General features: G+C 58.4%; 18 protein-coding genes. 10 read left to right on the top strand and 8 right to left on the bottom strand.

The features are described from left to right. Window positions 1–4 precede the first annotated feature (4 nt). Window positions 5–706 (bottom strand): response regulator, encoded by a 702-nt coding sequence (locus HU724_RS15790; RefSeq protein ID WP_016774890.1) that lies wholly within the window; start codon window positions 704–706, stop codon window positions 5–7. Window positions 707–959: 253 nt separating this feature from the next. Here HU724_RS15790 and HU724_RS15795 point away from each other — a divergent pair, with 253 nt between their 5' ends. The 4 genes from HU724_RS15795 (at window position 960) to HU724_RS15810 (ending at window position 6,657) form a co-directional block, all read left to right on the top strand. Further along, window positions 960–2,117, top strand: coding sequence for an efflux RND transporter periplasmic adaptor subunit (locus HU724_RS15795; RefSeq protein ID WP_186569096.1), 1,158 nt, complete (start codon window positions 960–962; stop codon window positions 2,115–2,117). Between the two features lie 15 nt (window positions 2,118–2,132). After that, window positions 2,133–5,231, top strand: a complete 3,099-nt coding sequence (locus HU724_RS15800) for a multidrug efflux RND transporter permease subunit (protein ID WP_186569097.1) — start codon at window positions 2,133–2,135, stop codon at window positions 5,229–5,231. A gap of 179 nt (window positions 5,232–5,410) precedes the next feature. Further along, complete coding sequence (locus tag HU724_RS15805; protein WP_186569098.1) at window positions 5,411–6,052, top strand: DUF1345 domain-containing protein; 642 nt, start codon at window positions 5,411–5,413, stop codon at window positions 6,050–6,052. A 161-nt stretch (window positions 6,053–6,213) separates the two neighbouring features. Beyond that, entirely contained in the window at window positions 6,214–6,657 is a 444-nt protein-coding gene (locus HU724_RS15810; protein WP_186569099.1) for a hypothetical protein, read from the top strand. Window positions 6,658–6,728: 71 nt separating this feature from the next. Here the strand turns inward: HU724_RS15810 and HU724_RS15815 are convergent, their stop codons facing one another. The 3 genes from HU724_RS15815 to HU724_RS15825 all read right to left on the bottom strand — a co-directional run bounded on the left by HU724_RS15815 (window position 6,729) and on the right by HU724_RS15825 (window position 12,201). Continuing rightward, window positions 6,729–9,080, bottom strand: coding sequence for an autotransporter outer membrane beta-barrel domain-containing protein (locus HU724_RS15815; protein ID WP_186569100.1), 2,352 nt, complete (start codon window positions 9,078–9,080; stop codon window positions 6,729–6,731). 184 nt (window positions 9,081–9,264) lie between these two features. Then, window positions 9,265–11,271, bottom strand: a complete 2,007-nt coding sequence (locus HU724_RS15820) for a hypothetical protein (RefSeq protein WP_186569101.1) — start codon at window positions 11,269–11,271, stop codon at window positions 9,265–9,267. A 111-nt stretch (window positions 11,272–11,382) separates the two neighbouring features. Then, window positions 11,383–12,201: a hypothetical protein gene (locus tag HU724_RS15825; RefSeq protein ID WP_186569102.1), complete on the bottom strand. Its 819-nt coding sequence runs from the start codon at window positions 12,199–12,201 to the stop codon at window positions 11,383–11,385. Between the two features lie 245 nt (window positions 12,202–12,446). Here HU724_RS15825 and HU724_RS15830 point away from each other — a divergent pair, with 245 nt between their 5' ends. The 5 genes from HU724_RS15830 (at window position 12,447) to HU724_RS15850 (ending at window position 17,760) form a co-directional block, all read left to right on the top strand. Then, window positions 12,447–13,475 carry a LacI family DNA-binding transcriptional regulator gene (locus tag HU724_RS15830; RefSeq protein WP_186569103.1) on the top strand — a complete coding sequence of 343 codons (1,029 nt, stop codon included), beginning with the start codon at window positions 12,447–12,449 and terminating at the stop codon, window positions 13,473–13,475. Window positions 13,476–13,626: 151 nt separating this feature from the next. Beyond that, window positions 13,627–14,409 (top strand): sugar phosphate isomerase/epimerase family protein, encoded by a 783-nt coding sequence (locus tag HU724_RS15835; protein WP_186569104.1) that lies wholly within the window; start codon window positions 13,627–13,629, stop codon window positions 14,407–14,409. Beyond that, complete coding sequence (locus HU724_RS15840; protein ID WP_186569105.1) at window positions 14,402–15,421, top strand: sugar kinase; 1,020 nt, start codon at window positions 14,402–14,404, stop codon at window positions 15,419–15,421. Before HU724_RS15835 ends, HU724_RS15840 begins: the two co-directional genes overlap by 8 nt. A gap of 57 nt (window positions 15,422–15,478) precedes the next feature. After that, window positions 15,479–16,777, top strand: a complete 1,299-nt coding sequence (locus tag HU724_RS15845) for an MFS transporter (protein WP_186569106.1) — start codon at window positions 15,479–15,481, stop codon at window positions 16,775–16,777. Between the two features lie 14 nt (window positions 16,778–16,791). Then, window positions 16,792–17,760 carry a 2-hydroxyacid dehydrogenase gene (locus HU724_RS15850; RefSeq protein WP_186569107.1) on the top strand — a complete coding sequence of 323 codons (969 nt, stop codon included), beginning with the start codon at window positions 16,792–16,794 and terminating at the stop codon, window positions 17,758–17,760. Window positions 17,761–17,903: 143 nt separating this feature from the next. On the opposite strand, the gene HU724_RS15855 is transcribed toward HU724_RS15850, so the two are convergent. The 4 genes from HU724_RS15855 to HU724_RS15870 all read right to left on the bottom strand — a co-directional run bounded on the left by HU724_RS15855 (window position 17,904) and on the right by HU724_RS15870 (window position 23,413). Further along, the gene (locus HU724_RS15855) at window positions 17,904–19,091 is read right to left on the bottom strand and encodes a pyridoxal phosphate-dependent aminotransferase (protein ID WP_186569108.1); all 1,188 of its coding nucleotides are present in this window, start codon (window positions 19,089–19,091) and stop codon (window positions 17,904–17,906) included. 41 nt (window positions 19,092–19,132) lie between these two features. Further along, window positions 19,133–20,758, bottom strand: coding sequence for a methyl-accepting chemotaxis protein (locus tag HU724_RS15860; protein ID WP_186569109.1), 1,626 nt, complete (start codon window positions 20,756–20,758; stop codon window positions 19,133–19,135). A gap of 158 nt (window positions 20,759–20,916) precedes the next feature. Beyond that, the gene (locus HU724_RS15865; protein ID WP_186569110.1) at window positions 20,917–22,053 is read right to left on the bottom strand and encodes a glycerate kinase; all 1,137 of its coding nucleotides are present in this window, start codon (window positions 22,051–22,053) and stop codon (window positions 20,917–20,919) included. Between the two features lie 238 nt (window positions 22,054–22,291). Next, window positions 22,292–23,413 carry a sugar diacid recognition domain-containing protein gene (locus HU724_RS15870; protein WP_186569111.1) on the bottom strand — a complete coding sequence of 374 codons (1,122 nt, stop codon included), beginning with the start codon at window positions 23,411–23,413 and terminating at the stop codon, window positions 22,292–22,294. 171 nt (window positions 23,414–23,584) lie between these two features. On the opposite strand from HU724_RS15870, the gene HU724_RS15875 reads away from it, so the two are divergent. Further along, entirely contained in the window at window positions 23,585–24,895 is a 1,311-nt protein-coding gene (locus HU724_RS15875; protein ID WP_186569112.1) for an MFS transporter, read from the top strand. Window positions 24,896–24,970: the final 75 nt, after the last annotated feature.

Genomic DNA, 24,970 nt, shown 5'->3' on the forward strand with positions numbered 1-24,970 from the left:
CAGCTCAGCATTCCCATTCGGAGCGGCTGAACAGATAGCCCTTGCCCCACACAGTCTTGATCTTGCGCGCCTCGCCGGCGTGATCGTCGAACTTGCGTCGCAGCTTGGAAATCGCCACGTCCACCGAGCGATCGGTGCCGTTGAATTCAATCCCGCGCAGACGCTGAAGAATCTGATCGCGACTCAGCACTTCGCCGGCGTGCCGGGCCAGCACCACCAGCAGATTGTATTCACCGCTGGACAGCTCGACCGCTTGGTCGCGCCAGGTCACGGTGCGTTCGGAGAGGTCAATGCACAGATTGCCCATGACGATCCGGTCATTGACGGCCAACGGTTCGCCGAGGCTGCTGCGCCGCAACAAGGTACGCACCCGCGCCAGCAGCACCCGTGGCTCGCAGGGTTTGGTGACGTAATCGTCAGCGCCCATTTCCAGGCCCAGCACCTGATCATGGCTGTCATCGCGGGCCGTGAGCATGAGGATCGGCAGTGTCGCTGAATCGGCGCGCAGCAAGCGGCACACCTGCAAGCCGTCGAGGCCCGGCAGCATGAGGTCGAGGATCACCAGATCCGGCGGACTGATCCGCGCCCGTTCGCGCACATGGTCGCCACGGCCGATGACGCTGACGGAATAACCGTTGCGCTCCAGGTAGCTGGAAATCAGTTCGGCGAGGGCGGTGTCGTCTTCGACGAGGAGGATGTTGGGCATGGGGTGTTCCAGAAAATGCTGTGGCGACAGTCAGGGCTCATTCGCTCGCACATTGAAATGCGATCTCCTGTGGGAGCGCGCCTGCTCGCGAAAGCGATCGAACTGTCGCAATAAATTTCAAGGCCTGCAGGATATACGCCCTCGCGCACCACCGAGCAAAACCCTTACACAATTTCACACAGCAACTACAAAGCTTCACCGCTAACCTCCCCGTCTGGCCGTAGGATGCGGCCTTCAATATTGGGGGTTGTACATGTCTGGAAAACTGCTGGCCGGGCTCGGCCTGATCGCATTGGCGCTGACGCTGAGCGCTTGTGATTCATCCTCGAACGCCGAAGAGCAGACGCCGCCGGCCACCGTGCGCGTAGAGACCATTAAAGCCGAGCCCCTGTCGATCAGCAGCGAACTGAGCGGCCGCATCGCCGCGCCACGGATTGCCGAAGTGCGTGCGCGAGTGGCGGGCGTGGTGTTGCAGCGCACCTATCGCGAAGGGAGCGACGTGAAAAAAGGCGATGTGCTGTTCCGCATCGACCCGGCACCTTTCAAGGCGGATCTGGACAGTGCCGAAGCCGCGCTGCGCAAAGCCGAGGCCAACGCCTTTCAGGCGAAACTGCAAGAACAACGCTATTCGCAGTTGATCGAGGACCAGGCCATCAGTGGTCAGGACTATGACAACGCCCGCGCCGCTGCCCGGCAGACCGCCGCTGATGTCGCCGCCAGCAAGGCAGCGCTGGAACGGGCGAAACTGAACCTCGGTTATGCCACCGTGACCGCGCCGATTTCCGGCCGCATCGGCCGCGCGCTGGTCACCGAAGGTGCGCTGGTGGGGCAGAACGAAACCACGCCGCTGGCGCTGATTCAGCAGCTCAACCCGATCCATGCCGACCTCACCCAGTCGACTCGCGAGCTCAATGAACTGCGCCGGGCGTTCCGTTCCGGGCAGTTACAGGAAGTCGGTCAGGACCAGGTCAAGGCCACACTGATTCAGGATGACGGCAGCCTGTATCCATTGCCTGGCAAGCTGCTGTTCAGCGACATCACCGTTGATCCGGGCACTGGCCAAATCATCCTGCGCAGTGAATTCCCCAATCCGGATCTCGACCTGCTGCCGGGCAGTTTCATCCGCGTACGCCTTGAACAGGCAACCATTCAGAACGGCATTACCGTGCCGCAACGCGCGGTGCAGCGTGACAGTGCCGGCATTGCCCAGGTGCTGACCGTCGATGAGCAGATGCGCGTGGCGCAGCAACCGGTGCAACTGGGTGCGGTGCAGAACAATCGCTGGATCGTCACCGGCGGCCTGAAGCCCGGCGACCGCATTGTCATCGAAGGCCTGCAACACGCCCGTCCCGGGGAAAAAGTACAGGTCGACGAAACCCCTCTTCCACTTGCCCAGACCACTGGTCAGTAAGCAGGACGCTCTTATATGCCGCAGTTCTTTATCGACCGCCCGGTGTTTGCCTGGGTGGTCGCCCTGTTCATCCTGTTGGCCGGTGCGCTGGCCATTCCGCAGTTGCCGGTCGCGCAATACCCGGACGTCGCACCGCCGCAGATCGAAATCTATGCCGTGTACCCAGGCGCCTCGGCGCAGACCGTCGATGAGAGCGTGGTCAGCCTGATCGAGGAAGAGCTCAACGGCGCCGATCACCTGCTCTACTTCGAATCGCAGAGCAGCCTTGGCAGTGCGACGATCAAGGCAACCTTTCAGCCGGGCACCAACCCGGAACTGGCGCAGGTCGATGTGCAGAACCGCCTCAAGGTTGTCGAGTCGCGGCTGCCGCAAGCGGTGAATCAGCAGGGTTTGCAGGTGGAGAAAGTCTCTTCCGGTTTCCTCTTGCTCATCACTTTGACCTCCAGCGACGGCAAGCTCGATGACGTGGCGCTCAGCGATTATCTGGCGCGCAACGTGATGAACGAGATCAAGCGTCTGGACGGTGTCGGCAAGGCGCAGTTGTACGGCGCCGAACGGGCCATGCGCATCTGGATCGACCCGCGGAAGCTCATCGCTTTCAACCTGACGCCAGCCGATGTCAACGAGGCTATCGTTGCGCAGAACGCCCAGGTTTCAGCGGGTAGCATCGGTGATCTGCCGTCGCCTTCCGCACAGGAAATCACTGCGACGATTCTGGTCAAGGGCCAGTTGTCGACGCCGCAGGAATTCGCCGACATCGTGCTCAAGGCCAATCGCGATGGCTCCACGGTGCGCATCGGTGACGTCGCGCGAGTGGAGATCGGCAGTCAGGAATACCAGTTCGGCACACGCCTCAACGGCAAGCCCTCCACTGCCGTTGGCGTGCAGCTCTCTCCCGGCGCCAACGCACTCAACACCGCAACGCTGGTGCGGGCGAAGATGGACGAGCTGGCGCGCTACTTCCCGGCGGGCGTGGAGTACAAGATTCCGTATGACACCTCGCCCTTCGTCAAAGTCTCGATCACCAAAGTGATCTACACCCTTGGCGAAGCGATGCTGCTGGTGTTTGCAGTGATGTTCCTGTTCCTGCAGAACGTGCGCTACACGCTGATCCCGACGCTGGTGGTGCCGGTGGCGCTGATGGGCACGTTCGCGACCATGCTGGCGCTGGGCTTCTCGATCAACGTGCTGACCATGTTCGGCATGGTGCTGGCCATCGGCATTCTGGTGGATGACGCCATCGTCGTGGTAGAGAATGTCGAGAGGATCATGGCCACTGAGGGCTTGTCGCCCAAGGAAGCCACGCGCAAGGCAATGACGCAGATTACCGGCGCGATTATCGGCATCACTCTGGTGCTGGTCGCGGTGTTTATTCCGATGGCGTTCATGCAGGGCTCGGTCGGCGTGATCTACCAACAGTTCTCGCTGTCCATGGCGACGTCGATTCTGTTCTCGGCGTTTCTCGCCCTGACGTTGACGCCGGCGTTGTGCGCAACATTGCTCAAGCCTGTCGCCAAAGGTGAGCATCACGAGAAGTCCGGATTCTTTGGCTGGTTCAATCGTCGTTTCGAACAACTGACCGATCGCTATCAGGGTTGGGTCAGCTATGCGCTCAAGCGCACTGGTCGCTACCTGATGATTTACGTCGTCCTGTTGATTGGACTTGGGTTCTGTTTCGCGCGCCTGCCCTCTTCGTTTCTGCCTACAGAAGATCAGGGCTACACCATTACCGATATCCAGCTGCCGCCGGGCGCGACCAAGAACCGCACCGTGCAAGTAGCCGAACAGCTCGAAGCGCACAACGCCGGTGAGCCGGGGATCAGTGACAGTGTCGTGATTCTGGGTTTCAGCTTCTCCGGTAGCGGCCAGAACGCGGCGCTGGCGTTTTCGACGCTGAAGGATTGGTCGGAACGTGGCAGCGACGATGCCGCAAGCTCGATCGCTGACCGCGCCAACGCGGCGCTGAGCCAGATCAAGGACGCCATGGCGTTCTCGGTGCTGCCGCCGCCAGTAGATGGTCTCGGCACCTCAAGCGGTTTCGAATTCCGTTTGCAGGATCGCGGTGGCCTGGGCCATGCGACCTTGATGCAGGCGCGTACGGAACTGCTCGCGGCCGCCGAAAAAAGTCCGGTACTGATGAACGTGCGCGAAAGTGCGCTGGCCGAGGCACCGCAAGTGCAATTGGTCGTTGACCGCAAGCAGGCGAACGCCTTGGGTGTTTCATTCGCCGACATCGGCAACGTGTTGTCCACTGCCGTGGGTTCGAGCTACATCAATGACTTCCCCAATCAGGGGCGCATGCAGCGCGTGGTTGTGCAAGCCGAAGGCGATCAGCGCAGTCAGGTCGACGACTTGCTGAAAATGCATGTGCGCAACAACGCCGGGAACATGGTGCCGCTGTCGGCGTTTGTCCAGGCCAACTGGATTCAAGGCCCGGCGCAGTTGACCAGGTACAACGGCTATCCGGCGATTGCCATCTCCGGCGAACCGTCTGCCGGGCACAGCACCGGCGAAGCGATGGCGGAAATCGAGCGTTTGGTAGCGCTGGGGCCGAAAGGCCTGGGCCAGGAATGGACCGGGCTGTCGCTGCAGGAGCGTTTGTCCGGCAATCAGGCGCCGATTCTGCTCGGCTTGTCGCTGCTGGTGGTGTTCCTGTGTCTGGCGGCGCTGTACGAGAGCTGGTCAATTCCGACGTCGGTACTGCTCGTTGTCCCGCTGGGTGTGCTCGGCGCGGTGCTGGCGGTGACAATGCGCGGGATGCCTAACGACGTGTTCTTCAAGGTTGGCCTGATTACCATCATTGGCCTGTCGGCGAAGAACGCGATCCTCATTATCGAATTTGCCAAGAGCCTGTATGACGAAGGTCACGACCTGATCGATGCAACGTTGCAGGCTGCTCGCTTGCGCTTGCGGCCGATCGTGATGACCTCGCTGGCGTTCATTCTCGGCGTGGTGCCATTGGCCATCGCCACGGGTGCCAGCTCGGCGAGTCAGCAAGCGATCGGCACTGGCGTGATCGGCGGGATGATCACCGCCACGCTTGCGGTGATCTTCGTGCCGGTGTTCTTCGTCGTGGTCATGAAGCTCGTACAACGATTCACCAGACGACACTGATCAAACTGTGGGAGCGAGCCTGCTCGCGAATACGTCCGGTCTGCCAACGCTAATGTTGGATCTGCTGAAGTCTTCGCGAGCACGCTCGCTCCCACAAAGTTGACAAACATCCTGCACAGTGGCCACATCTGTCATCGCTGGGCTAAGGTGTTCAAACCACCCTAGCCCACCGAGCTTTCATGCCCTTCCTCGCCCGCACCCACCCTCGCCTTTCGGCTGCCGCCGTGCTCGGCCTAGCCACCGGCCTGCTGGTCCCCGCCGATTCCATCGTCAGCAAAATTCTCATTGGCTGGAACACCGGCGTGTGGACTTACCTGATCCTGATGTTCTGGCTGACCATACGCGCCAAGGCGCCTGACGTGCGCCGCATCGCCGAGGTCGAAGACGAGAACGCCGGGTTGGTACTGTTCGTGGTGTGCATCGCCGCACTGGCGAGTCTGGCGACCATTACCTTCGAGCTTGCCGGCAGCAAGGATCTGGAAACCACGCGCAAACTCATGCATTACGGTTTTACCGCGCTGACGATAATCGGTTCGTGGCTGCTGATTGGGGTGATCTTTTGCGTGCACTACGCGAGGTTGTTTTACACCTGGAACGGCAAGGAGCCGGCACTGCGTTTTGCTGAAGGACTGACCACGCCCAATTACTGGGACTTTTTGTACTTCTCGTTCACCATCGGCGTGGCTGTGCAGACTTCGGATGTGGGGGTTGCAACGCGGGATATTCGAAAGATTGTGCTGGCGCAATCATTGATTGGGTTCGTGTTCAATACGGCTATTTTGGGGTTTTCGATTAACATTGCGGCAGGCTTGTTCGGTTGAATATCGCACGGCAACCCCAAGCATAAAAACAACCTCTTGCATAGCTGTAATATCTGACAGTTTACAAGTCAGCATAGGTCGTCTTATATGAGTTATCCACGCACTCTTATCCTACGATGCTGCTTGGATCTTCCCGACTCGATAATATGGAGATTGAACTCATGAGCAGCGCAGCACTGAAAATTGGCTATAACCAAAACGATTTCATAGACGAATTCACCGCCGACTTGGAAGACGGGACGAAATTCAGAGCTCTGTATACAGAATTAATATCTGGCACGACTCCCGGCAGGGGTGACGTCTACATCGTCATTGCCTATGACCGTGAAAAGCCATTCGTGCGGACCTTCACCATCGTTTTTGAAAAATCCAAGCTTGAGGCGTCAACAGCTATTACAGACGTTGATGTCGGTGCAAATGTTACTTACAACAGCTACGAAAACCAAGAGCTCCCTACTTTACAAAAAGCGACTTCTGGCACCCTAGAGTATAAACTGGACACGGAAACCAACCATTTCACTGGCACCTTCACAGCGGACATAGCTAAATCCGACGCAAGTGGAACCTTTCCGTGCATCGCGAATTTCGACACCTCATTGACTTGACCAAACATTAAAAACATTAAAAGCCCCATCATGAATGAAGGGGCTTTTTTATAACTCGTTAATTCATTTATTTACCATTTGAATTGAAGACCAAGCGTAGCGCCGATCGGCATTTCGATATTGTTGCCCCTCATATATTCCAGTTCCGCATGCGCCTGCCATCGATCCGACATGTTAAGCGCAGCACCGCCGCCAACTTTTACACGCGAACCGGAGAGGTCGTTATTGAATACATTATTATTGACCTGTACTTCGTTGTTCTTTGAGAACTCGTGAGCTAGAGCCACACGAGCATAAGGCTGCCAGACAACGCCGTTGCGCAATTTCAAGTTTCGACCTAACGTCATACCGCCCTCGGCACGCATGGAACGGGTACGATCACCCTCCACAATCAAGCCGTTCGCCAACTCATAATCCTTGCCCTGGATTATTGCAGCACTGCCTTGGATATACGGTTCAATGAAATAGCCTTGATCGAATGCGAAATGGCGTCCGAACTCAATGGACCCGCTGACACCAGTGTTGTCGTAATCGCCCTTCGTACGATTGCCATCACTCAACCCGACTTTAGCTTCATTCTGGAAATGATTGAACTTGACGACGTTATCAAGGTAATAGCCTTTGGCATTGTCGATCCAAGTGAGATAGGAGCCCACATAGTAACTTTTGATCGTGCCGCTGGTTCCGCGGTGCAAATTCAAGTCAGAATGACTTTGCCCGGCCATGGCGCCCAACAGCAACTGTCCACCACCTATAGGAAGCGGAGCATCTGCGCCAAGCGTGAAACCTTGCTGATCTTGCCGATAACCATCACTAAACGCGTCCGAAACATTGTACTTACTGCCATACGCCCTGCCCCACGGGCCGGATTTAGAGTGATTGAAACGCACTTCACCCATACGGCTGCGCAAAGACATGGCCTCTCCATCCAGCACAGTGATGGCAGTATTGAAAAGCGCTGTGACAGCGCGAGTAGATGGGCTGACCGTCCGAGCAGTCGGATCGAGAAACCAGTCGTTGCCGCTTTCGCTCTGTTTCAAGCCATAGGAAAACGCACCTAAATCGACCTCGCCATTGACGTTGGCCAATGAGAATTTGGCGTCACCGCCGGCGACATGCACAAGATCCACGGGTTGACCGCTTGCCAGCTCTGTCCCGGTTGAGGCGACCAACAAACGATGATCTCCAGTCGCTGTTCCTGTGATATTCAGCACGTCGGATTGATTTGTTGCGAAATTGACATTCATTTCAAACAGGCCACTACCAGAAAGGTTGTGCACGGCCAGTCGATTGAAAGCGGTATCGGCACCGATCCTTACCGTACCACCATCGAGCACCAAATCGCCCACCTGACTATTGCCCGTCATATTCCAGCGTGACGTCGAATCGATAGTGGCGCTGGAGACATTGGTCATGACACCGGTCAATTGCGAGTTTTGCTGCAGCGCAACAGCAGCAGTTGCCCCAGTATCGGCTGTCACATCTCCGGTCAACGAAGCCTGCTTGAAACCAAGCGCTGCCGTACTGGTATCCGCAATCTGCACATTGCCCTTCAGGTCACTGCGCTCCACATTGACGTCCGCATTGCCCAGCCCCTTGACTTCAATAATGGTCCCGTTGCCACCCGTCAGCCTAGAGCCGTCGAGGACGTCGATCCGGGAAGCGGCAGCGCTCGTACCCTCATAATCCACGACAATTGCCGACCCGCTTTTGCCCTCAACGCTCGAACCTCGCAACAGCAAATGGCTGCCAGGCAACCCTGCACCTTCCAGTCCAAGCCGTACGCCATTCTGGCCACCGAGTATCTGGCTGCCTGCCGTGGCGGAAGCGGAACCGCTCAGCAACGTTACACCAAAACTGCCTGCCCCCGTCCCTTCGATAGTGGAACCTGAGAACTCCAGAGTACTGAAGGCCGTTGCACGAGCTCCGCCTGTTACTCCCCGGATCGTGCTGTCACTGACTGTCACCTTCGAGCCGGAATTGACGTTGATGTTGCGCCCGGCTTGCAGCCCAAGGCGATCACTGGAGATAGTGCTGTTGCCAGAAATCCTCACGGTACTGTTGGCTAATTCAACCCCGGCACGCGCATTGCCACCTGTCACAGTGGTACCTGCCAGGTTTACGACTGATCCATCGGAGGTAGAAATCCGCTGAGTAGTGGCGCCTACCGCATTGACTTGAGATTGCCGAGCGACGATGCCCAGAGTCTCAGCCTGATCGATATTCAATGTCGCCCGCTGTGAAAGCTGCCAGGACTCCACATTATCGCCTCTGTCGACGGTGTGAGCAGTTCCCACCAGTCCGGCGGCGAACGCAGACTCGCAAGCCAGCAGTGAGAAGCAGAATGAAGACGTTCCACGCCAGATAACGGTCTTGGCACGAGTGCGAAAATATGTGGTTGTCCAACGAGATGAAGTACTCAAATCCAATTCTCCAAATATACGACGATGGTGATAGATCGAGTAGGATCCTTCACCCAAGGCGGCGCCAAACTACCGATCCGTTACGCATTGGTATGTAGGACATGTCCGATATTGCTAAATTGTGTTTTTCCAATCGTTGCCAACCGCCGAGACAACGATCTGTCTCGGCAGTAATCTGACAAGCCTAAATTGTCGGAGTACCTTCACAATAATTGTTGCTTGAATTTAGTAGCGACACCTCATTAAAAAACTCTTCAGAAGGATTCGGAGCACCCGAGATAAGTATCGAATACCAAACCTTGATATAGCCATTTGGCAATCCGGAACTGAATGGTGGTTGAATGGGCTTAAGTTTAGTTAAATACGGCTTGACGTTAAGAACGAACTCCGCCGGGTTTTCGGTTCCAAGTACGGTGTAAGTGTCACTAAATTCTGTACCTAGGATTTTCTTGGTCCCAAGCGGATCTTCATAGCCTTCGGAGTAAACTGTAACAACGGTGTCTTTCGGCATATTCACTGCATCTATTGTCACGGTCACCGGCAACTCTCGATCAGGCCGGGTAAGATATGCGCATGATACGTATCCATTGAAAAGCCTGACTGTTGGCGCTACTAAGTCGACCTTGGCGAGATCCACTTGGACTGCAGTATTAAGTGACTCTGTGACGGCCGGACTGGTGGCGCTATTTTCGATCGTCCAACATGCCTGTTTTTGACCTGGCGCCCCAATTATTGCATCAAATTCATCTGGCTTCATCGTATGGGTCAATGGGTCCGTATCACCCGCAGTGAGCGCAAAGTCAGCAATTTCTTCGCCGTTTATCAAAAACCTGGCAATGTCACCTGCTACAGGTACCCACGTGTCTCCGGTTTTTATCATCGGTGTGCTGAATGTGATATCCGCCAAACGGTCGGAAGCGGTGATGTGGTTCTTGGTTCCCGACGCGCCCACCACTGTAACTTCAACCATGTTAGGGTTTTTGATGTCGGGAAAGCCTGGGTTACTTGGGCCGGGGGCAAGCAAATTGATTTCGGAGGCGGTACCTGGCGGAGCAACTTCCGGATCAGTTCCACGAAAAAATTTATAAGATCCATTAATCGTCACTGCCGCGGTCGCGTTATCCCAAAGCGCCAGTAATCTGCTGGTTGTGATAGGGAACTGCAACACAGTGGCGGCCCCCAAGACGCGAATCCCCAAACCAACTGAAAGCGTTCCATTGGTGACAGCTGCAGCGATGCGGTCGGTGTCTTGCGCATTGTCGGGGCGCTTGACATTCAAATACACCGTACCCTGCAGATCGTTGAGGTCGATTGGATCCGGAGAGATACCCTGCGGAAACTCACAATCGTGAAAGATTGGAAGTGGCTCTCGAGAAATTTGATAATCATTGGCAACCGCTAGTTCGCTGATGTTGCCCGTCGCGTCCGTCAATGTGTACCAGAGATATTCCCGCGAATTTGTTTTTGGCAATTCAGCACTTGGCACTTCAACTGTATCCGCTGTTAATCGCTGAGTATGGAGCAACTTTCCAGTTCCATATGTAGGGCCCGAGTACACATGAATCGTGTCGCTTGCATTATAAAACTCGTAGCTCCGATTGATGCTTATTTGTAAAAACTCATTATTTGCCAGCCATGCGTCGTCGACAGTTTTATTGGGCAAATTCAGGTAAACAGCTCTTTCCGGCTGAAATTTCGTACCCGAGCCCTTGTCCACTTCTGGTGGATTTCTATCGATTTCTACAGTGAACCAATTCGAGTCATCCCGATTGCCGTTCTTCCCGTTAAGTACGCTTAACAGAAACTCCCATGTTGTTGACAATTTATTCACATCATCATCCAGCAGCGCCGCGGTCGGCACGCTGATAAGCACTTCCGTCTGGCGGCCGGCGACGAGCCCCAAATCGTCATCCGCAATCATGGTCTCAGTCCCGCCAGGGCCTTTTCGCTGGTACAACTCATATAAATCGTTATCTTCGGGCGTCAGGATTGTTGACGTAAGGAATCTTACCTGCGCTGTACCTGAATCAATGATGGTTTTCGGCAACAGCCTACCGGGTAGCAAGCCAACAAATTCGGGATCAGCCAAGCGTACCCCTACGTTAACGTTGGAAGTACGCAGCGCAAGACGACTACTTTTACCAAGAGCAACAGCAGATTGCGGCTTACCGTTAAAGCTTGAAGTATTCACGTTCATTTCCTCGTATTAATTAAAAACCTAAGCCGCACACAAGCAACTTCCTGCCGCCGACATGCATGATGTAGAGGCCAGACCGCTTTGATTGCGACTGTGTTACAACATTTACTTCAAAGGACCGCCGCCACAGGGCACTGGGCAGCCTGGTTCAATGCGGTCTATTTTCACCAGACCGGGATGTGATGCATAAATCGGCACCCCCCGACGGAGGATCGTGTATCGGGCGATGGCAGAATGCTTGTCAAACATAGGCCTTATAAAAGGATCAAACGGAATATCTATAACAAACCCTTTAACAGGTTTATCACCATCAATTATTTCCCTGAACGTATGTTGCGGAGTGAGTACAGGGAGAGATCCATTCAATGTCGCAAACCCCTGCCAGAGGAGTACACATACATCCTCGTCCTGAAATATATTCGCAGCCTCAGGCACTATCTGGACTCGTATTTTCTCGCCAACCCAAGGATCAGTGTCGCAATTGATATAGCCATAAAGATCTGCATTCGGAAATGCTGGCGGCCGAAGCGTGGGGGTGAGAGCGTGGACGATTGTCAGCTTACGCGTGGGCGATTCATCAGGGTTACCATTCCTTCCCACAAGCACATAATAAATTTCGGCAACACCGTCTTCTATCATATGCTCTGCTGTGAGATCGAATTCGAACTCTGGCTTATCGTTGATGTAGGTATATCTGTCGTTGAAAATTTCCGTTGTTTTCGAGCTTTGCTCCCAACAAACATAAAGCTCCGTGTAGTCTTCATCTTCTCCTGGAAGCGGTTTTTGTGGAAAATTTGCCCAGCGCGGTATTCTCCCTTTTGTACCGTTAATCAAAATATCTGGCGGCACGTGGCCGTCCGGGTCTGATGAACTAATGCCATCTAATGTAAAAGGCTCCGCGGTGAGCTGATTACTCTGCTCCATGTTATCTACTCTCTGCGATAATCTGCTGTGTGCACGACAATCAAGTCTGTGTTGGCCCGATTAGGCGCCGGATTCTCCCTTTTGCCTACTGTCATATCTGACAGGTCAAATGACCGTCTGTCGGATTAATCGGATGGATCACTGCAGGCGAATATCAGAGCACTTGACGATATTTCGTTTTTCGGAGAACACTGAAACCGGTTTCAGAGCTGTCCCCGCGATATAAAAATAAGGTCTATACGCCCGTGAACGACTTTTCCGCCGCCCAGCGCAGCCGCGTGACCATGCTCGATGTCGCCGAGCGGGCGGGCGTGTCCAAGGCAAGCGTGTCGCGCTTCATTGGCGATGACCGTCCCCTGCTCTCCGAAGCAATTGCCTTGCGCATCGAACAAGCCATCGCCGAACTCGGCTACCGCCCCAACCAGATGGCTCGCGGTCTGAAACGCGGGCGCACTCGCCTGATCGGCATGCTGGTCGCCGATATCCGTAACCCTTATTCGATTGCCGTGATGCACGGGGTGGAAACCGCTTGCCGTGCGCACGGCTACAGCCTGGTGGTGTGCAACACCGACCGCGATGATGAGCAGGAGCGCCAGCATCTGGCGCTGTTGCGCTCGTACAACATCGAAGGGCTGATCGTGAATACCCTGGGCCATCACCGTGACGAATTGCATGAACTGCGCCGCGAGATGCCGCTAGTGCTGGTCGATCGAAAGGTCGACGGGCTCGACAGCGATATGGTCGGGTTGAACAACTCGCAAGCGGTAGAGATGGCGGTTACGCACCTTGAGCAACGCGGATATCGCGATCTTTTGCTGGTCACTGAACCGTATGACGGAACCAGCTCGCGGATCGAGCGGGTCAGCAGTTTTCAGGCGCAGATTGCTCAGCGCTCGACCCTGACTGGGGCGATGCTGGAAACCGGTGATGATCTGAACGCGCAACTTCAAACCTTTTTAAACACACCCGGTGATGGCCCGAAAGCGCTGTTTTGCGCCAATGGCGTGGCGGCGCTGGCGGCGACTCATGCGTTGCGCGCACTCGGTGTGCGCTTGTTCGAGGATGTCGGGTTGATTGCCCTGGATGATCTGGATTGGTATCCGTTGGTGGGCAGTGGGATTACTGCGTTGGCGCAGCCGACGCAAGAGATAGGCGCGCGGGCGTTCGAGTGTTTGCTCAAGCGCTTGCGTGGGGATGATGAGGGGGCGCGGGTGATGGATTTTGCGCCGGTGCTGATTGAGCGGGGTTCGACCCTGGGGATTGGCAGTGACTGATCGGGCGCTTTCGCGAGCAGGCTCGCTCCCACAGTTGGAATGCGGTCACCTGTGGGAGCGAGCCTGTTCGCGAAGGGGCCCAGAAGAACACCGCAGAACCAACTGATATTTTTTTGAACAAAAATGAAACCGGTTTCAGAGGTCAATAACAATGAATAAACCAGCCGTTTCCATCAGTCTGTCCAGCTACGGTGCAGAGCTTGTGCGCCAGCGAGGCCAGGATTCTTTTATCGAGGTACTCGCGGCAGCCGGCGCCAATCGCATCGAGTGGCGCGAAGAACTGCTGACCCGCGAAGACCCTTCACAACTGGCTCAGGCTACCCAAGCGCAGGGCTTGCAAAGCATTTATTCCTCGCCCGCAGAACTGTGGCTGGCCGGGCAAGCGCAACCGAATCCCGAGTTGATTACCGCGCTGCAACAGGCCCAGGCGTTCGGTTCGAAATGGTTGAAAGTTTCGCTTGGCTATTTCACTGACAACTCTGACTTGCAGGCACTGGCCGAGCGACTCAAACAAAGCCCGGTTCAGTTGCTGGTGGAAAACGACCAAACCCTGCACGGCGGGCGCATCGAGCCGTTCCAGCGCTTCTTCGCCACCGTCGAGCAGCACAACCTGCCGATCAAGATGACCTTCGACATCGGCAACTGGCACTGGCAGGACCAGTCTGCCGCCAGCGCCGCACGCGCGCTCGGCCGTCACGTCGGTTATGTGCATTGCAAAGCCGTGGCGCGCCGCGCCGACGGCAAACTGGTTGCGGTGCCGCCGGCCGTCAGCGACCTGCATCTGTGGGAACAACTGCTGCGGCACATGGACCAAGGCGTTATGCGCGCCGCCGAATACCCGCTGCAAGGCGATGACCTGGTGCAACTGACCCGCGAACACGTCGCCGCCCTCGCCCGCCTCGGTCAATCGCGCCTGGAGCCAGCCCATGTCTGAGATCGATATTCTTTCCTTCGGTGAAACCATGGCGATGCTGGTCGCCGAGCAGACCGGCGACTTGGCTAAGGTCGAGCAGTTTCACAAACGTATTGCCGGAGCGGACAGCAACGTCGCGATCGGCTTGTCGCGGCTGGGTTTCAACGTCGCGTGGCTGAGCCGGGTCGGTAACGATTCGCTCGGGCGCTTTGTGGTCGATACGTTGATCAACGAAGGTCTGGATTGCAGCCACGTCGAAGTCGATAAAAGCTACCCGACCGGCTTCCAGTTCAAATCACGCAATGACGATGGCAGCGACCCGCAGGTCGAATATTTCCGCCGTGGTTCGGCGGCCAGTCATTTGTCGACGCAATCGATCGAGCCGTCGCTGCTCAATGCCCGTCATCTGCATGCCACGGGTATTCCACCGGCGCTGTCTGCCTCGACCCGGGAAATGTCCTTCGAACTGATGACGCGCATGCGCAACGCCGGGCGCAGCGTGTCGTTCGACCCGAATCTGCGCCCGAGCCTGTGGGCCAGCGAGGGCGAGATGATCCGCGAGATCAACCGCCTCGCCGCCCTCGCCCACTGGGTGCTGCCGGGGTTAAGCGAAGGTCGCTTGCTGACTGGTTTTGATGATCCGGCGGACATCGCCGCGTTTTATCTGGATCAGGGTGCCGAAGCGGTGGCGATCAAGCTTGGGCCTGAAGGCGCTTATTACCGCACGCACCTCGATCAGGGTTTTGTCGCTGGCGTGCCGGTGAGCAGCGTGGTCGATACCGTGGGCGCCGGTGATGGCTTTGCGGTGGGGATGATCAGCGCCCTGCTCGAGCACCAGAGTTTTGCCGAGGCGGTGCAGCGGGCGAACTGGATTGGCAGTCGCGCGGTGCAGAGTCGTGGCGACATGGAGGGGTTGCCGACCCGCCAAGAGTTATCGGTTGAATTTGAATCCGCCTTCGCGAGCAGGCTCGCTCCCACATTTGGAATGCAATCGCCTGTGGGAGCGAGCCTGCTCGCGAAGAGGCCTGCCTGATCACCGCAAATCAATGAACCTGCTGCGACAAAAACAACAAGCTCAGGAGTCACACCGATGAAAACCGCTACCCTCGCCACCCGTCGCTGGTGGTACATCATGCCGATCGTGTTCATCACTTACAGCCTGGCCTATCTCGATCGCGCCAACTACGGCTTCGCCGCCGCGTCGGGCATGGCCGAAGACCTGATGATCACGCCGGGCCTGTCCTCGCTGCTCGGCGCGCTGTTCTTTCTTGGGTACTTTTTCTTCCAGGTACCGGGCGCGATCTACGCGCAGAAACACAGCGTGAAAAAGCTGATTTTCGTCAGCCTGATTCTCTGGGGCGGGCTCGCCACGCTGACGGGCGTGGTGTCCAACGCCTATTGGCTGATCGTCATTCGCTTCATGCTCGGCGTGGTCGAAGCTGCGGTGATGCCGGCGATGCTGGTCTATCTCTGCCACTGGTTCACCCGTGCCGAACGCTCGCGGGCCAACACTTTTCTGATCCTCGGCAACCCAGTGACGATGCTGTGGATGTCGGTAGTCTCGGGTTATCTGGTACAGCATTTCAGCTGGCGCTGGATGTTCATCATCGAAGGTCTGCCCGCAGTGTTGTGGGCGTTTATCTGGTGGCGTCTGGCCGATGATCGTCCGGCCCAGGCGAAGTGGCTCAATGAGCAGGAAAAACACGATCTGGAAAGCGCCCTCGCCGCAGAGCAGGTCGGAATCAAAGCTGTGAAGAACTACGCCGAGGCGTTCCGTTCGCCGAAGGTGATCATTCTGGCGCTGCAGTTTTTCTGCTGGAGCATCGGCGTCTACGGATTCGTTTTGTGGCTGCCATCGATCCTCAAGGCAGGCGCGCAAATGGACATGATCGAGGCTGGCTGGCTGTCGGCGCTGCCGTATCTGGCGGCGGTCATCGGCATGCTTGCGGTGTCGTGGGGTTCGGACAAGTTGCAGAAGCGCAAACGCTTCGTCTGGCCGCCGCTGCTGATCGCCTCGATCGCGTTTTATGGCTCGTATGCCTTGGGCGCCGAACATTTCTGGTGGTCGTACACGCTGCTGGTGATTGCCGGCGCCTGCATGTACGCGCCGTATGGGCCGTTTTTCGCCATCGTTCCGGAGATCCTGCCGGCCAACGTTGCCGGTGGCGCCATGGCGCTGATCAACAGCATGGGCGCGCTCGGCTCGTTCGGCGGTTCGTATCTGGTCGGCTACCTGAACAGCTCCACCGGCTCGCCCGGCGCCTCCTACCTGTTGATGAGCGGCGCGTTGCTGTTGTCGGTGGTGCTGACGATTTTCCTCAAGCCCGGCGCCAGTGATCGCGTCGTCGCCAAAGCCGCCGCCACGCCGCGTGTGCCGGCGCATTCCTGAAAGGATTTTTTGCCATGAAAAAACAGGTCTTGCTGTACAAGAAACTTTCGCCCGCGCTGATGGCGCGCCTGCAAGAGCAGTTTGACGTAACACTGATCGAAAGCCTCGACGCCGATGGCCTCATGCAGTTGCGCGATGCCCTGCCCCGCGCCCAAGGTTTGCTCGGCGCCAGCCTGAAACTGGATGCGGCGTTGCTGGATCTGGCGCCGCAGCTGGAGGCGATTGCCAGCGTCTCGGTGGGTGTCGACAACTACGACATCGAGTATCTGAATCGGCGCAAGGTTCTGCTGACCAACACCCCCGACGTGCTCACCGAAACCACCGCCGACACCGGATTTGCCCTGATCCTCGCCGCTGCCCGGCGGGTGGTCGAACTGGCGAACATGGTCCGTGGCGGGCAGTGGAGCCGCAATATCGGCCCGGCGCATTTCGGCACCGATGTGCATGGCAAGACGCTGGGCATCATCGGCATGGGCCGCATCGGCGAGGCCCTGGCCCAGCGCGGGCATTTCGGTTTCGGCATGCCGGTGATCTACCACAGCCAGTCGCGCAAGCCGGCGGTCGAGGAGCGGTTCGCTGCGCAATATCGCAGCCTCGAAGAGTTGCTCCAGCAGGCCGATTTCATTTGCCTGACTTTGCCTCTGACGGCGCAGACCGAACGTTTGATCGGCGCGGAACAATTTGCGCTGATGCGGCCGGAGAGCATCTTCATCAATATCTCGCGGGGCAAGGTGGTCGATGAGGCGGCGATGATCGAGGCGTTGCGCACCAAGCGTATTCGCGCGGCGGGGCTGGATGTGTTCGAGCGCGAGCCGTTGAATCATGACTCGCCGTTGTTGCAGTTGAGCAATGTGGTGGCGACGCCGCACATGGGCTCGGCGACCCATGAAACCCGGGAAGCAATGGCGCGGTGTGCGGTGGAGAATCTGTTGGCGGCGTTGAATGGACAGCGGCCGGCGAATCTGGTGAATCCTCTAAACTGATCGTTCCCACGCTCAGCGTGGGAATGCAGCCCGGGACGCTCCGCGTCCCTTCCGAAAGCTGGAACGCGGAGCGTCCCTAGAGGCATTCCCACGCGGAGCGTGGGAACGATCAGCAAGGCGCCGGGGCAGGCAATGCAAGACCCTCAGGCACTCCGCGCCTGCAACAGCTGCACCGCGCACAACGCAATCCGCGCGCAGGCATCCGCCAGTTTGACCCGATCCACCACCAGACCGATGCGAATATGCCCCGCCGCGCTCGGCCCGAACGCTTCGCCGGCCAGCACAGACACGCCATAACCTTCCAGCAAGCGCTCGGCAAACGCCTGAGCGCCAAGCCCAGTCTGGCGCACATCGACCATCACGAACATGCCGCCATCCGGGCGGATCGGCTGCAAACCGGGGCAACCGTACAAACGTTCGCAGACCAGATCGCGGCGCAAGCGATACTCCTCGCGCATCTGCGTGACTTCCGGCAGATCACTTTGCAGCGCCACTTGTGCGGCCTTCTGTACGAAATCCGGCAGACCGAAGAGCATGCTCAGCGACAGATTCACCAGATGCTCGGCCAAGGCTTTCGGGCCGATCATCCAGCCGATGCGCCAACCGGTCATCGCATGGGATTTCGACAGACTGTTGATCGTCGCGGTGCGCTCGGCCATGCCCGGCAGGCTCGCCGGGCTGATGTGCTCGCCTTCATATAACAGCTCGCTGTACACCTCATCGCTGATCAGCCACAGGTCATGGCGAATGCACAGCGCTGCCAGTTCCTGCCAGATCAGCAAGGGCAGACTCGCGCCGCTGGGATTGTTCGGGCTGTTAAGCAGCATGGCGCGAGTTCGCGGGGTAATGCGCGCGGCGACATCGGCGGGGTCGACACGAAAACCGTTCTCCGGGCGCACCGGCACCGCAATTACCTTGGCACCGCAAGCGCCAAACACGCCTTCGTAGGTGACGTACATCGGCTCGGCGACGATCACTTCATCGCCCGGATCGAGCAGACACTGCGCCACCGAATACACCGCGCATTGCGCGCCGGGCAGGACAATCACCTGATCAGGACCAACACGCTGACCACTGCGCTGACGATGACGCTCGGCAATCAGCCTGCGCAGCTCGAACCGACCACGCACATCGGCGTAATGGGTGTCGCCGGCCAACAGGCTATCGATCGCGCCATGGACGATCGGCAACGGCGTATCGAAATCCGGATCGCCGACGCTTAACAACAAAACATCTACGCCCTCGGCGCGCAGTTCCAGCGCTCGGTCGTGAATCTGCCAGGCAGCGGCACCCTCCCCGGCGATTCGTTGGGTCAAGGCTGAATAGCGCATGTACGTCTCCTGTTAGCGCGGTTTCCAGCCTTCACCGTATCTCAAATCACGAAACGCGCCACCATGGCGTTCAAATCCACCGCCAGTCGCGACAGTTCGTGGGTCGCGGCGCTGGTCTGGTTGGCGCCGGCGGCCGATTGCGTGGCGAGGTCGCGGATGTTGACCAGGTTGCGATCGACTTCGCGGGAGACTTGCGCCTGCTCTTCCGAAGCGCTGGCGATAACCAGGTTGCGTTCGTTGATCTGGTGAATAGATTGCGTGATCTGCTCCAGCGCCACGCCGGCCGCGCGGGCCATTTCCAATGTGGTCTGGGTGCGCTGATTGCTTTGCTGCATCGACGAAACCGCTTCTCCGGTACCGTTCTGGATGCCGGCAACCATTTTTTCGATTTCCTGGGTCGACTGCGCGGTGCGATGCGCCAAGGCGCGCACTTCGTCAGCCACCACGGCAAAACCACGGCCAGCCTCGCCGGCACGCGCGGCTTCAATCGCAGCGTTGAGCGCCAGCAAGTTGGTCTGCTCAGCGATGGCCCGAATCACGTCCAGCACCTTGCCGATGTCACGACCCTGCGCGGCGAGGCCTTCGATCATCTGCGCGGTGTTCTGCACGTCGTGAGTCATGGTCTGGATTGCGTCGACGGTTTTCACCACCTGATCGCGACCTTCGCGGGCGGCGTGGGTCGACTGATTCGAAGCCTCGGAAGTCGACACGGCATTGCGCGCCACCTCTTCCACCGCAGCGGTCATCTCGTTGACGGCAGTGGCGGCTTGTTCGATTTCGTTGTTCTGTTGTTGCAGGCCGCGCGAGGCCTCTTCTGTAACAGCGCTGAGTTCTTCGGCAGCGGCGCCCAATTGCGTGGCGGAACCGGCGATCTGCTCGATGGTTTTGCGCAGGTTGGTTTGCATCGCGGCCAAGGCTTCGAGCAGGCGCGCCGGTTCATCCTTGCCGTCGTCTTCAATAGCTTTGCTGAGGTCGCCGTTGGCAATGGTTTGCGCGGCGAGCACGGCGCGGTTGAGCGGCGTGACGATGCTGCGGGTCAGCAACCAGGCGAGCAACACGGTGGCCAGCGCCGCAATCACGGCGACGATGATGATCCCGGTGATGGCGCTGTCATAGTTTTCACCGGCCTTGGTGGCCGCCGCTCTGGCCCCGGCGGTATTCATGCCGATCAACTTGTTGAGCTGCTCGCCCATCTGATCGGTGCCTTCCTTGATGCGCGTGTTGATCAACGCACGCAGCCCTTCGAGATTGCCCTGGCGCGATAGCTCAAGCATCTGGTTCTGCGCTTGCAGATAGTTGTCGAGCGTGGTCGAAAATGTCTCGAAAACCGCGTGTTCTTCAGGGCCTGCCGGCAACGCAGCGTAGCTGGCTTGGGCTTTGCGCACCTTGTCGACCAGCACCGCGACGCGGGTTTCTGCCTCTTGCAGGCTGGCCGGTTCGCGATTGACCAGCACGCGGAACGAGAGAATGCGCATGCGCAGGACGTTTTCCGTGACCACACTGAGGTGGGTCACGCTTGGCAACTGGTTGGTGTCCATGTCGACCGACGCCTGACGAATGACCGTCATGCGGCTGACGGCGAACACGCCGAGGACAATCACCAGCAAGGCGATAAAGGCAAAACCGAGGAAAGCACGGGGCGCGATATTCAGGTTACGCAGGGACATGGTCGGACTCTCGAAAGAAAGAAACTGCGAGCGTCCATGCCGTGAGCACTGGCCCATAGCGGGCGACAGTCCGGCAGCACTGAGTTGTGGTTTTGTGTGCGCCTGACCGTTGTATCGGCCAGGCTTGAGGAAGGTTTCGGGTCGGCGGTAAATATTTTTCAGGCTGAGGCGAGTTGCCAGACCCGAGCAATATCGGTGGCGCGTTCACGCAGCAGGCGCGGGGCTTCGGCGCAGGCTTGTTCCAGAGTCATCGGCCCGCTGGTAACAGCAAACGCGGCGTCGATGCCGTGTTGATAGAGTTCCTGATAACCCTCGCCCAAGGTCCCGGCAATCACGATCACCGGCACAGCGTATTGTTTGGCAACTCGCGCGACACCGAACGGTGTTTTGCCGCGCAGGGTTTGCGCATCGAAGCGCCCTTCTCCAGTAATCACCAGATCCGCACCTTTGATCGCGTCAGCGAGCCCGACCAGTTCCGCCACCACCTCGACGCCCGCCTGAAACTGCGCGCCGAGAAAAGCCTTGGCGGCAAACCCCAGACCACCCGCCGCGCCGCTGCCCGGTTCATCGCGCACGTCCTTGCCCAATGCTTGCGCGCAAAGCTCGGCGAAGTGCCCAAGCGCCTGATCGAGCTGGTCAACCTGCGCGGGCGATGCGCCCTTCTGCGGGCCGAAAATGGCCGAGGCGCCATGGGGGCCGCAGAGCGGATTGTTGACGTCGGCGGCGATGTCGAAACGCACCTCGGCCAGACGTGGATCAAGTCCACTCAGGTCCAATCGCGCCAGTTGCGCCAAGGCCAGGCCGCCGGGTACCAGCGACTGATTCTGCGCATCCAGCAACTTCAAACCCAATGCCTGCATCGCCCCGGCACCGCCGTCATTGGTCGCGCTGCCGCCGATCGCCAGGATCACTCGTTGCGCGCCGGCATCCAGCGCTGCACGAATCAATTCACCGGTGCCAAAGGTGCTGCTGATGCAGGCATCGCGCTGTCCCGGCGGGACCAGTTGCAGACCGCTGGCCTCGGCCATTTCGATGATCGCGGTGTGGTTGTGCGGCAGCCAGCCCCATGCGGCTTCGACCGGCGCGCCCAGTGGACCGCGCACGCGGGTGCGGCGTAACTCACCTTCGCAGGCTGCAAGAATCGACTCGACCGTGCCTTCGCCGCCATCGGCCATCGGGCATTTGATCAGCGTCGCCTGCGGCCAGACCTGCGCCAGTCCGAGGGCGATGGCTTCGGCAACGCCTTGGGCACTCAGGCTGTCCTTGAACGAGTCGGGGGCGATGACGATCTTCATGGGAATTCTCCGGTTGCAGTGGCATTCATGCTGCCAGTCGGCATGCGCCTTGACGCCGGTCGGGTGCACAAGTGGCGTCGACGTTTATTGTTCATTTCCACAAAAGTTATGTGTTGGTCGTGCCGCCCTCATCGCTGGCAAGCCAGCTCCGACAGGGTTCTGCGGTGAATATGGAAGTTATGAACGCCTTCTGACCTGTGGGAGCTGGCTTGCCAGCGATGGCGGCCGCAAGGACAACTCATGTCAATGGATCAGTCTGCGGCAACAGCTGCACCCCCAGGTACAACGCCAGCATCCCGTCCAGCTTCAACGGATCAACCCCGCTCAGCTCGGCAATCCGTTCCATGCGATAGCGCAGGCTGTTGCGATGGATACCCAGCGCTTCGGCACAGGCCTGGCTCTGCCCGTCGTGCTCGCACCAACTGCGTAGCGTTGCCAGCAACTGGCCGTTGCTGTCCTTGGCGATGACCTTGCGCAGCGGCTTGAGCAGTTCGTCCAGCGCATCATCGTTGCGATGCCGCCACAGCATGACCGGCAAGCGATAACGATTGAGCGTCAGCAGTCTCGAATTCGGCAGCACGTCACGACCATACGCCAGCAAGTCGCCGACCCGTCGATAACAGCGGCGCAACCCGGCCAGGCCATCCGCCTGCCCGCCGACGGCGATCCGCAGAACTTTCCAGCCGAGGCCATCGAGTTTTTCCAGCAGGCGATCGTGCTCGACGTTCTGGCTCGCCGGGCGACACCACAACAGCGAAGACTTCGCCGAACTCACGCACCAACTGTCGGGATACCGCGAGGTCAGCCATGCACTCAATGCCTCGACGGTTTGCCCCGGGGCGTGCTCAAGCCCCAGTTCAAACAGATACGGCACCCGGGTCAATTGCGGCTTGAGCCCAAGCTGCTGCGCCTCATCGATCAGGCGCGGCGAATCCCCCGCCTCGCTCAGCAGCAAAGCCAGCAGATCATCGCAACGCTGCCGTCGCCATTGCTGCTCGGCCTGCTGGTTGCGCTGGCCGACGAGCATTTCGGCGGTCATGCGCACCAGCTCGGCGTAGGTGCGCAATTGCTCCGGCTCGCCGGTGATGCCAAGCACGCCGATCAAGCGCTGATCGAGCAACAGCGGCAGGTTGATGCCCGGTTGCACGCCTTTGAGGTGCACCGCCGTCTGCGCATCGATTTCCACCACGCGCCCGTTGGCCAACACCAGTTGCGCACCTTCATGCCGGGTGTTGATGCGCTCCGGTTCACCGCTGCCGAGGATCAGGCCCTGACTGTCCATGACATTGACGTTGTACGGCAAAATGGCCATGGCCCGGTCGACGATGTCCTGGGCAAGGTCGTGATCGAGTTCGAACATAGCGGCGGCAATCCTTCATTTCAGGCACGGACGGTTGTTCAGCCGCACAGGGTCTGGCGGCAAACCCTGTGCTCAGGCACAAAGACAATCCGGCCAAAGGTGGCCGAGACTCTCAGGGCGATCAACGTTACCCTTTGCATCGCAAAAAATCATAATAAAGAGAGAGCCGCTATGTCGCAGAGCGCCGCAGCTACCCAGACCATCGACGACGGTAAAAACGCCGTCTACAAACGCATCACCCTGCGTTTGATTCCCTTCATTTTCATCTGCTACCTGTTCAACTACCTCGACCGGGTCAACGTCGGCTTCGCCAAATTGCAGATGCTCGACGCACTGAAATTCAGCGAAACCGTATATGGCCTCGGCGCCGGCATCTTCTTCATCGGTTACGTGCTGTGCGGCGTGCCGAGCAACCTCGCACTGACCCGCTTCGGTCCTCGGCGCTGGATTGCCTTGATGATGATCACCTGGGGCACGCTGTCGACCTGCCTGTTGTTCGTCACCACCCCGACCGAGTTCTACACCCTGCGCTTTTTCACCGGTGCGGCTGAGGCGGGTTTCTTCCCGGGCGTCGTGCTGTATCTCTCGCAGTGGTTCCCGACCTTCCGCCGTGGCCGGATCATGGCGTTGTTCATGTCGGCGATCCCCGTCTCCGGGCTGCTCGGCAGCCCGTTTTCCGGCTGGATCCTTAACCACTTCGCCGCCGGCCAAGGTGGCCTGGCCGGTTGGCAGTGGATGTTCCTGCTGCAAGGCATTCCGACGGTGATCCTCGGTGCGCTGGCATATTTCCTGTTGAGCGACAGCTTTGCCAACGCCAAATGGCTGACCGCCCACGAACGTTCGGTGCTCGAAGCCGACCACGCCGAAGACCTCGCCAAAAAACCGAAAACCGCCACCGACTCACTGCTTGCGGTGTTCAAGAACCCAGCGATCTGGGCCTTCGGCCTGATCTATTTCTGCATCCAGAGCGGCGTGTACGCGATCAACTTCTGGCTGCCGTCGATCATCAAGAACCTCGGCTTCAGCGACAACCTGGTGATCGGCTGGCTGAGTGCGATTCCGTATCTGCTCGCGGCGGTGTTCATGCTGGTCGTCGGGCGCTCGGCGGACTTGCGCAAGGAGCGCCGCTGGCACTTGGTGGTGCCGATGCTGATGGGCGCTGTCGGTCTGGTGATCGCAGTGAATTTCGCAGCGAATCCGGCGATTGCGATTCTCGGCCTGACCATCGCGACCATGGGCGCACTGACTGGTCTGCCGATGTTCTGGCCGGTGCCGACCGCCATGCTGAGCGCGGGCGCGGCGGCTGGTGGTCTGGCGTTGATCAATTCGATGGGGCAGATGGCCGGGTTCCTCAGCCCATATCTGGTGGGTTGGGTCAAAGACAGCACTGGCTCGACGGATGCGGCGTTGTATGTGCTGGCGGCGGTGATCGTTGGCGGGAGTCTGCTGGCGTTGCGGATGACGCGGACGTTGCGGGCTTAATCAGAAGCACAGATCAAAAGATCGCAGCCTTCGGCAGCTACTGTGGAATGCGTTCCCTGTAGGAACTGCCGAAGG

It is taken from the genome of Pseudomonas iranensis (assembly GCF_014268585.2).
Lineage (GTDB): Bacteria > Pseudomonadota > Gammaproteobacteria > Pseudomonadales > Pseudomonadaceae > Aquipseudomonas > Aquipseudomonas iranensis.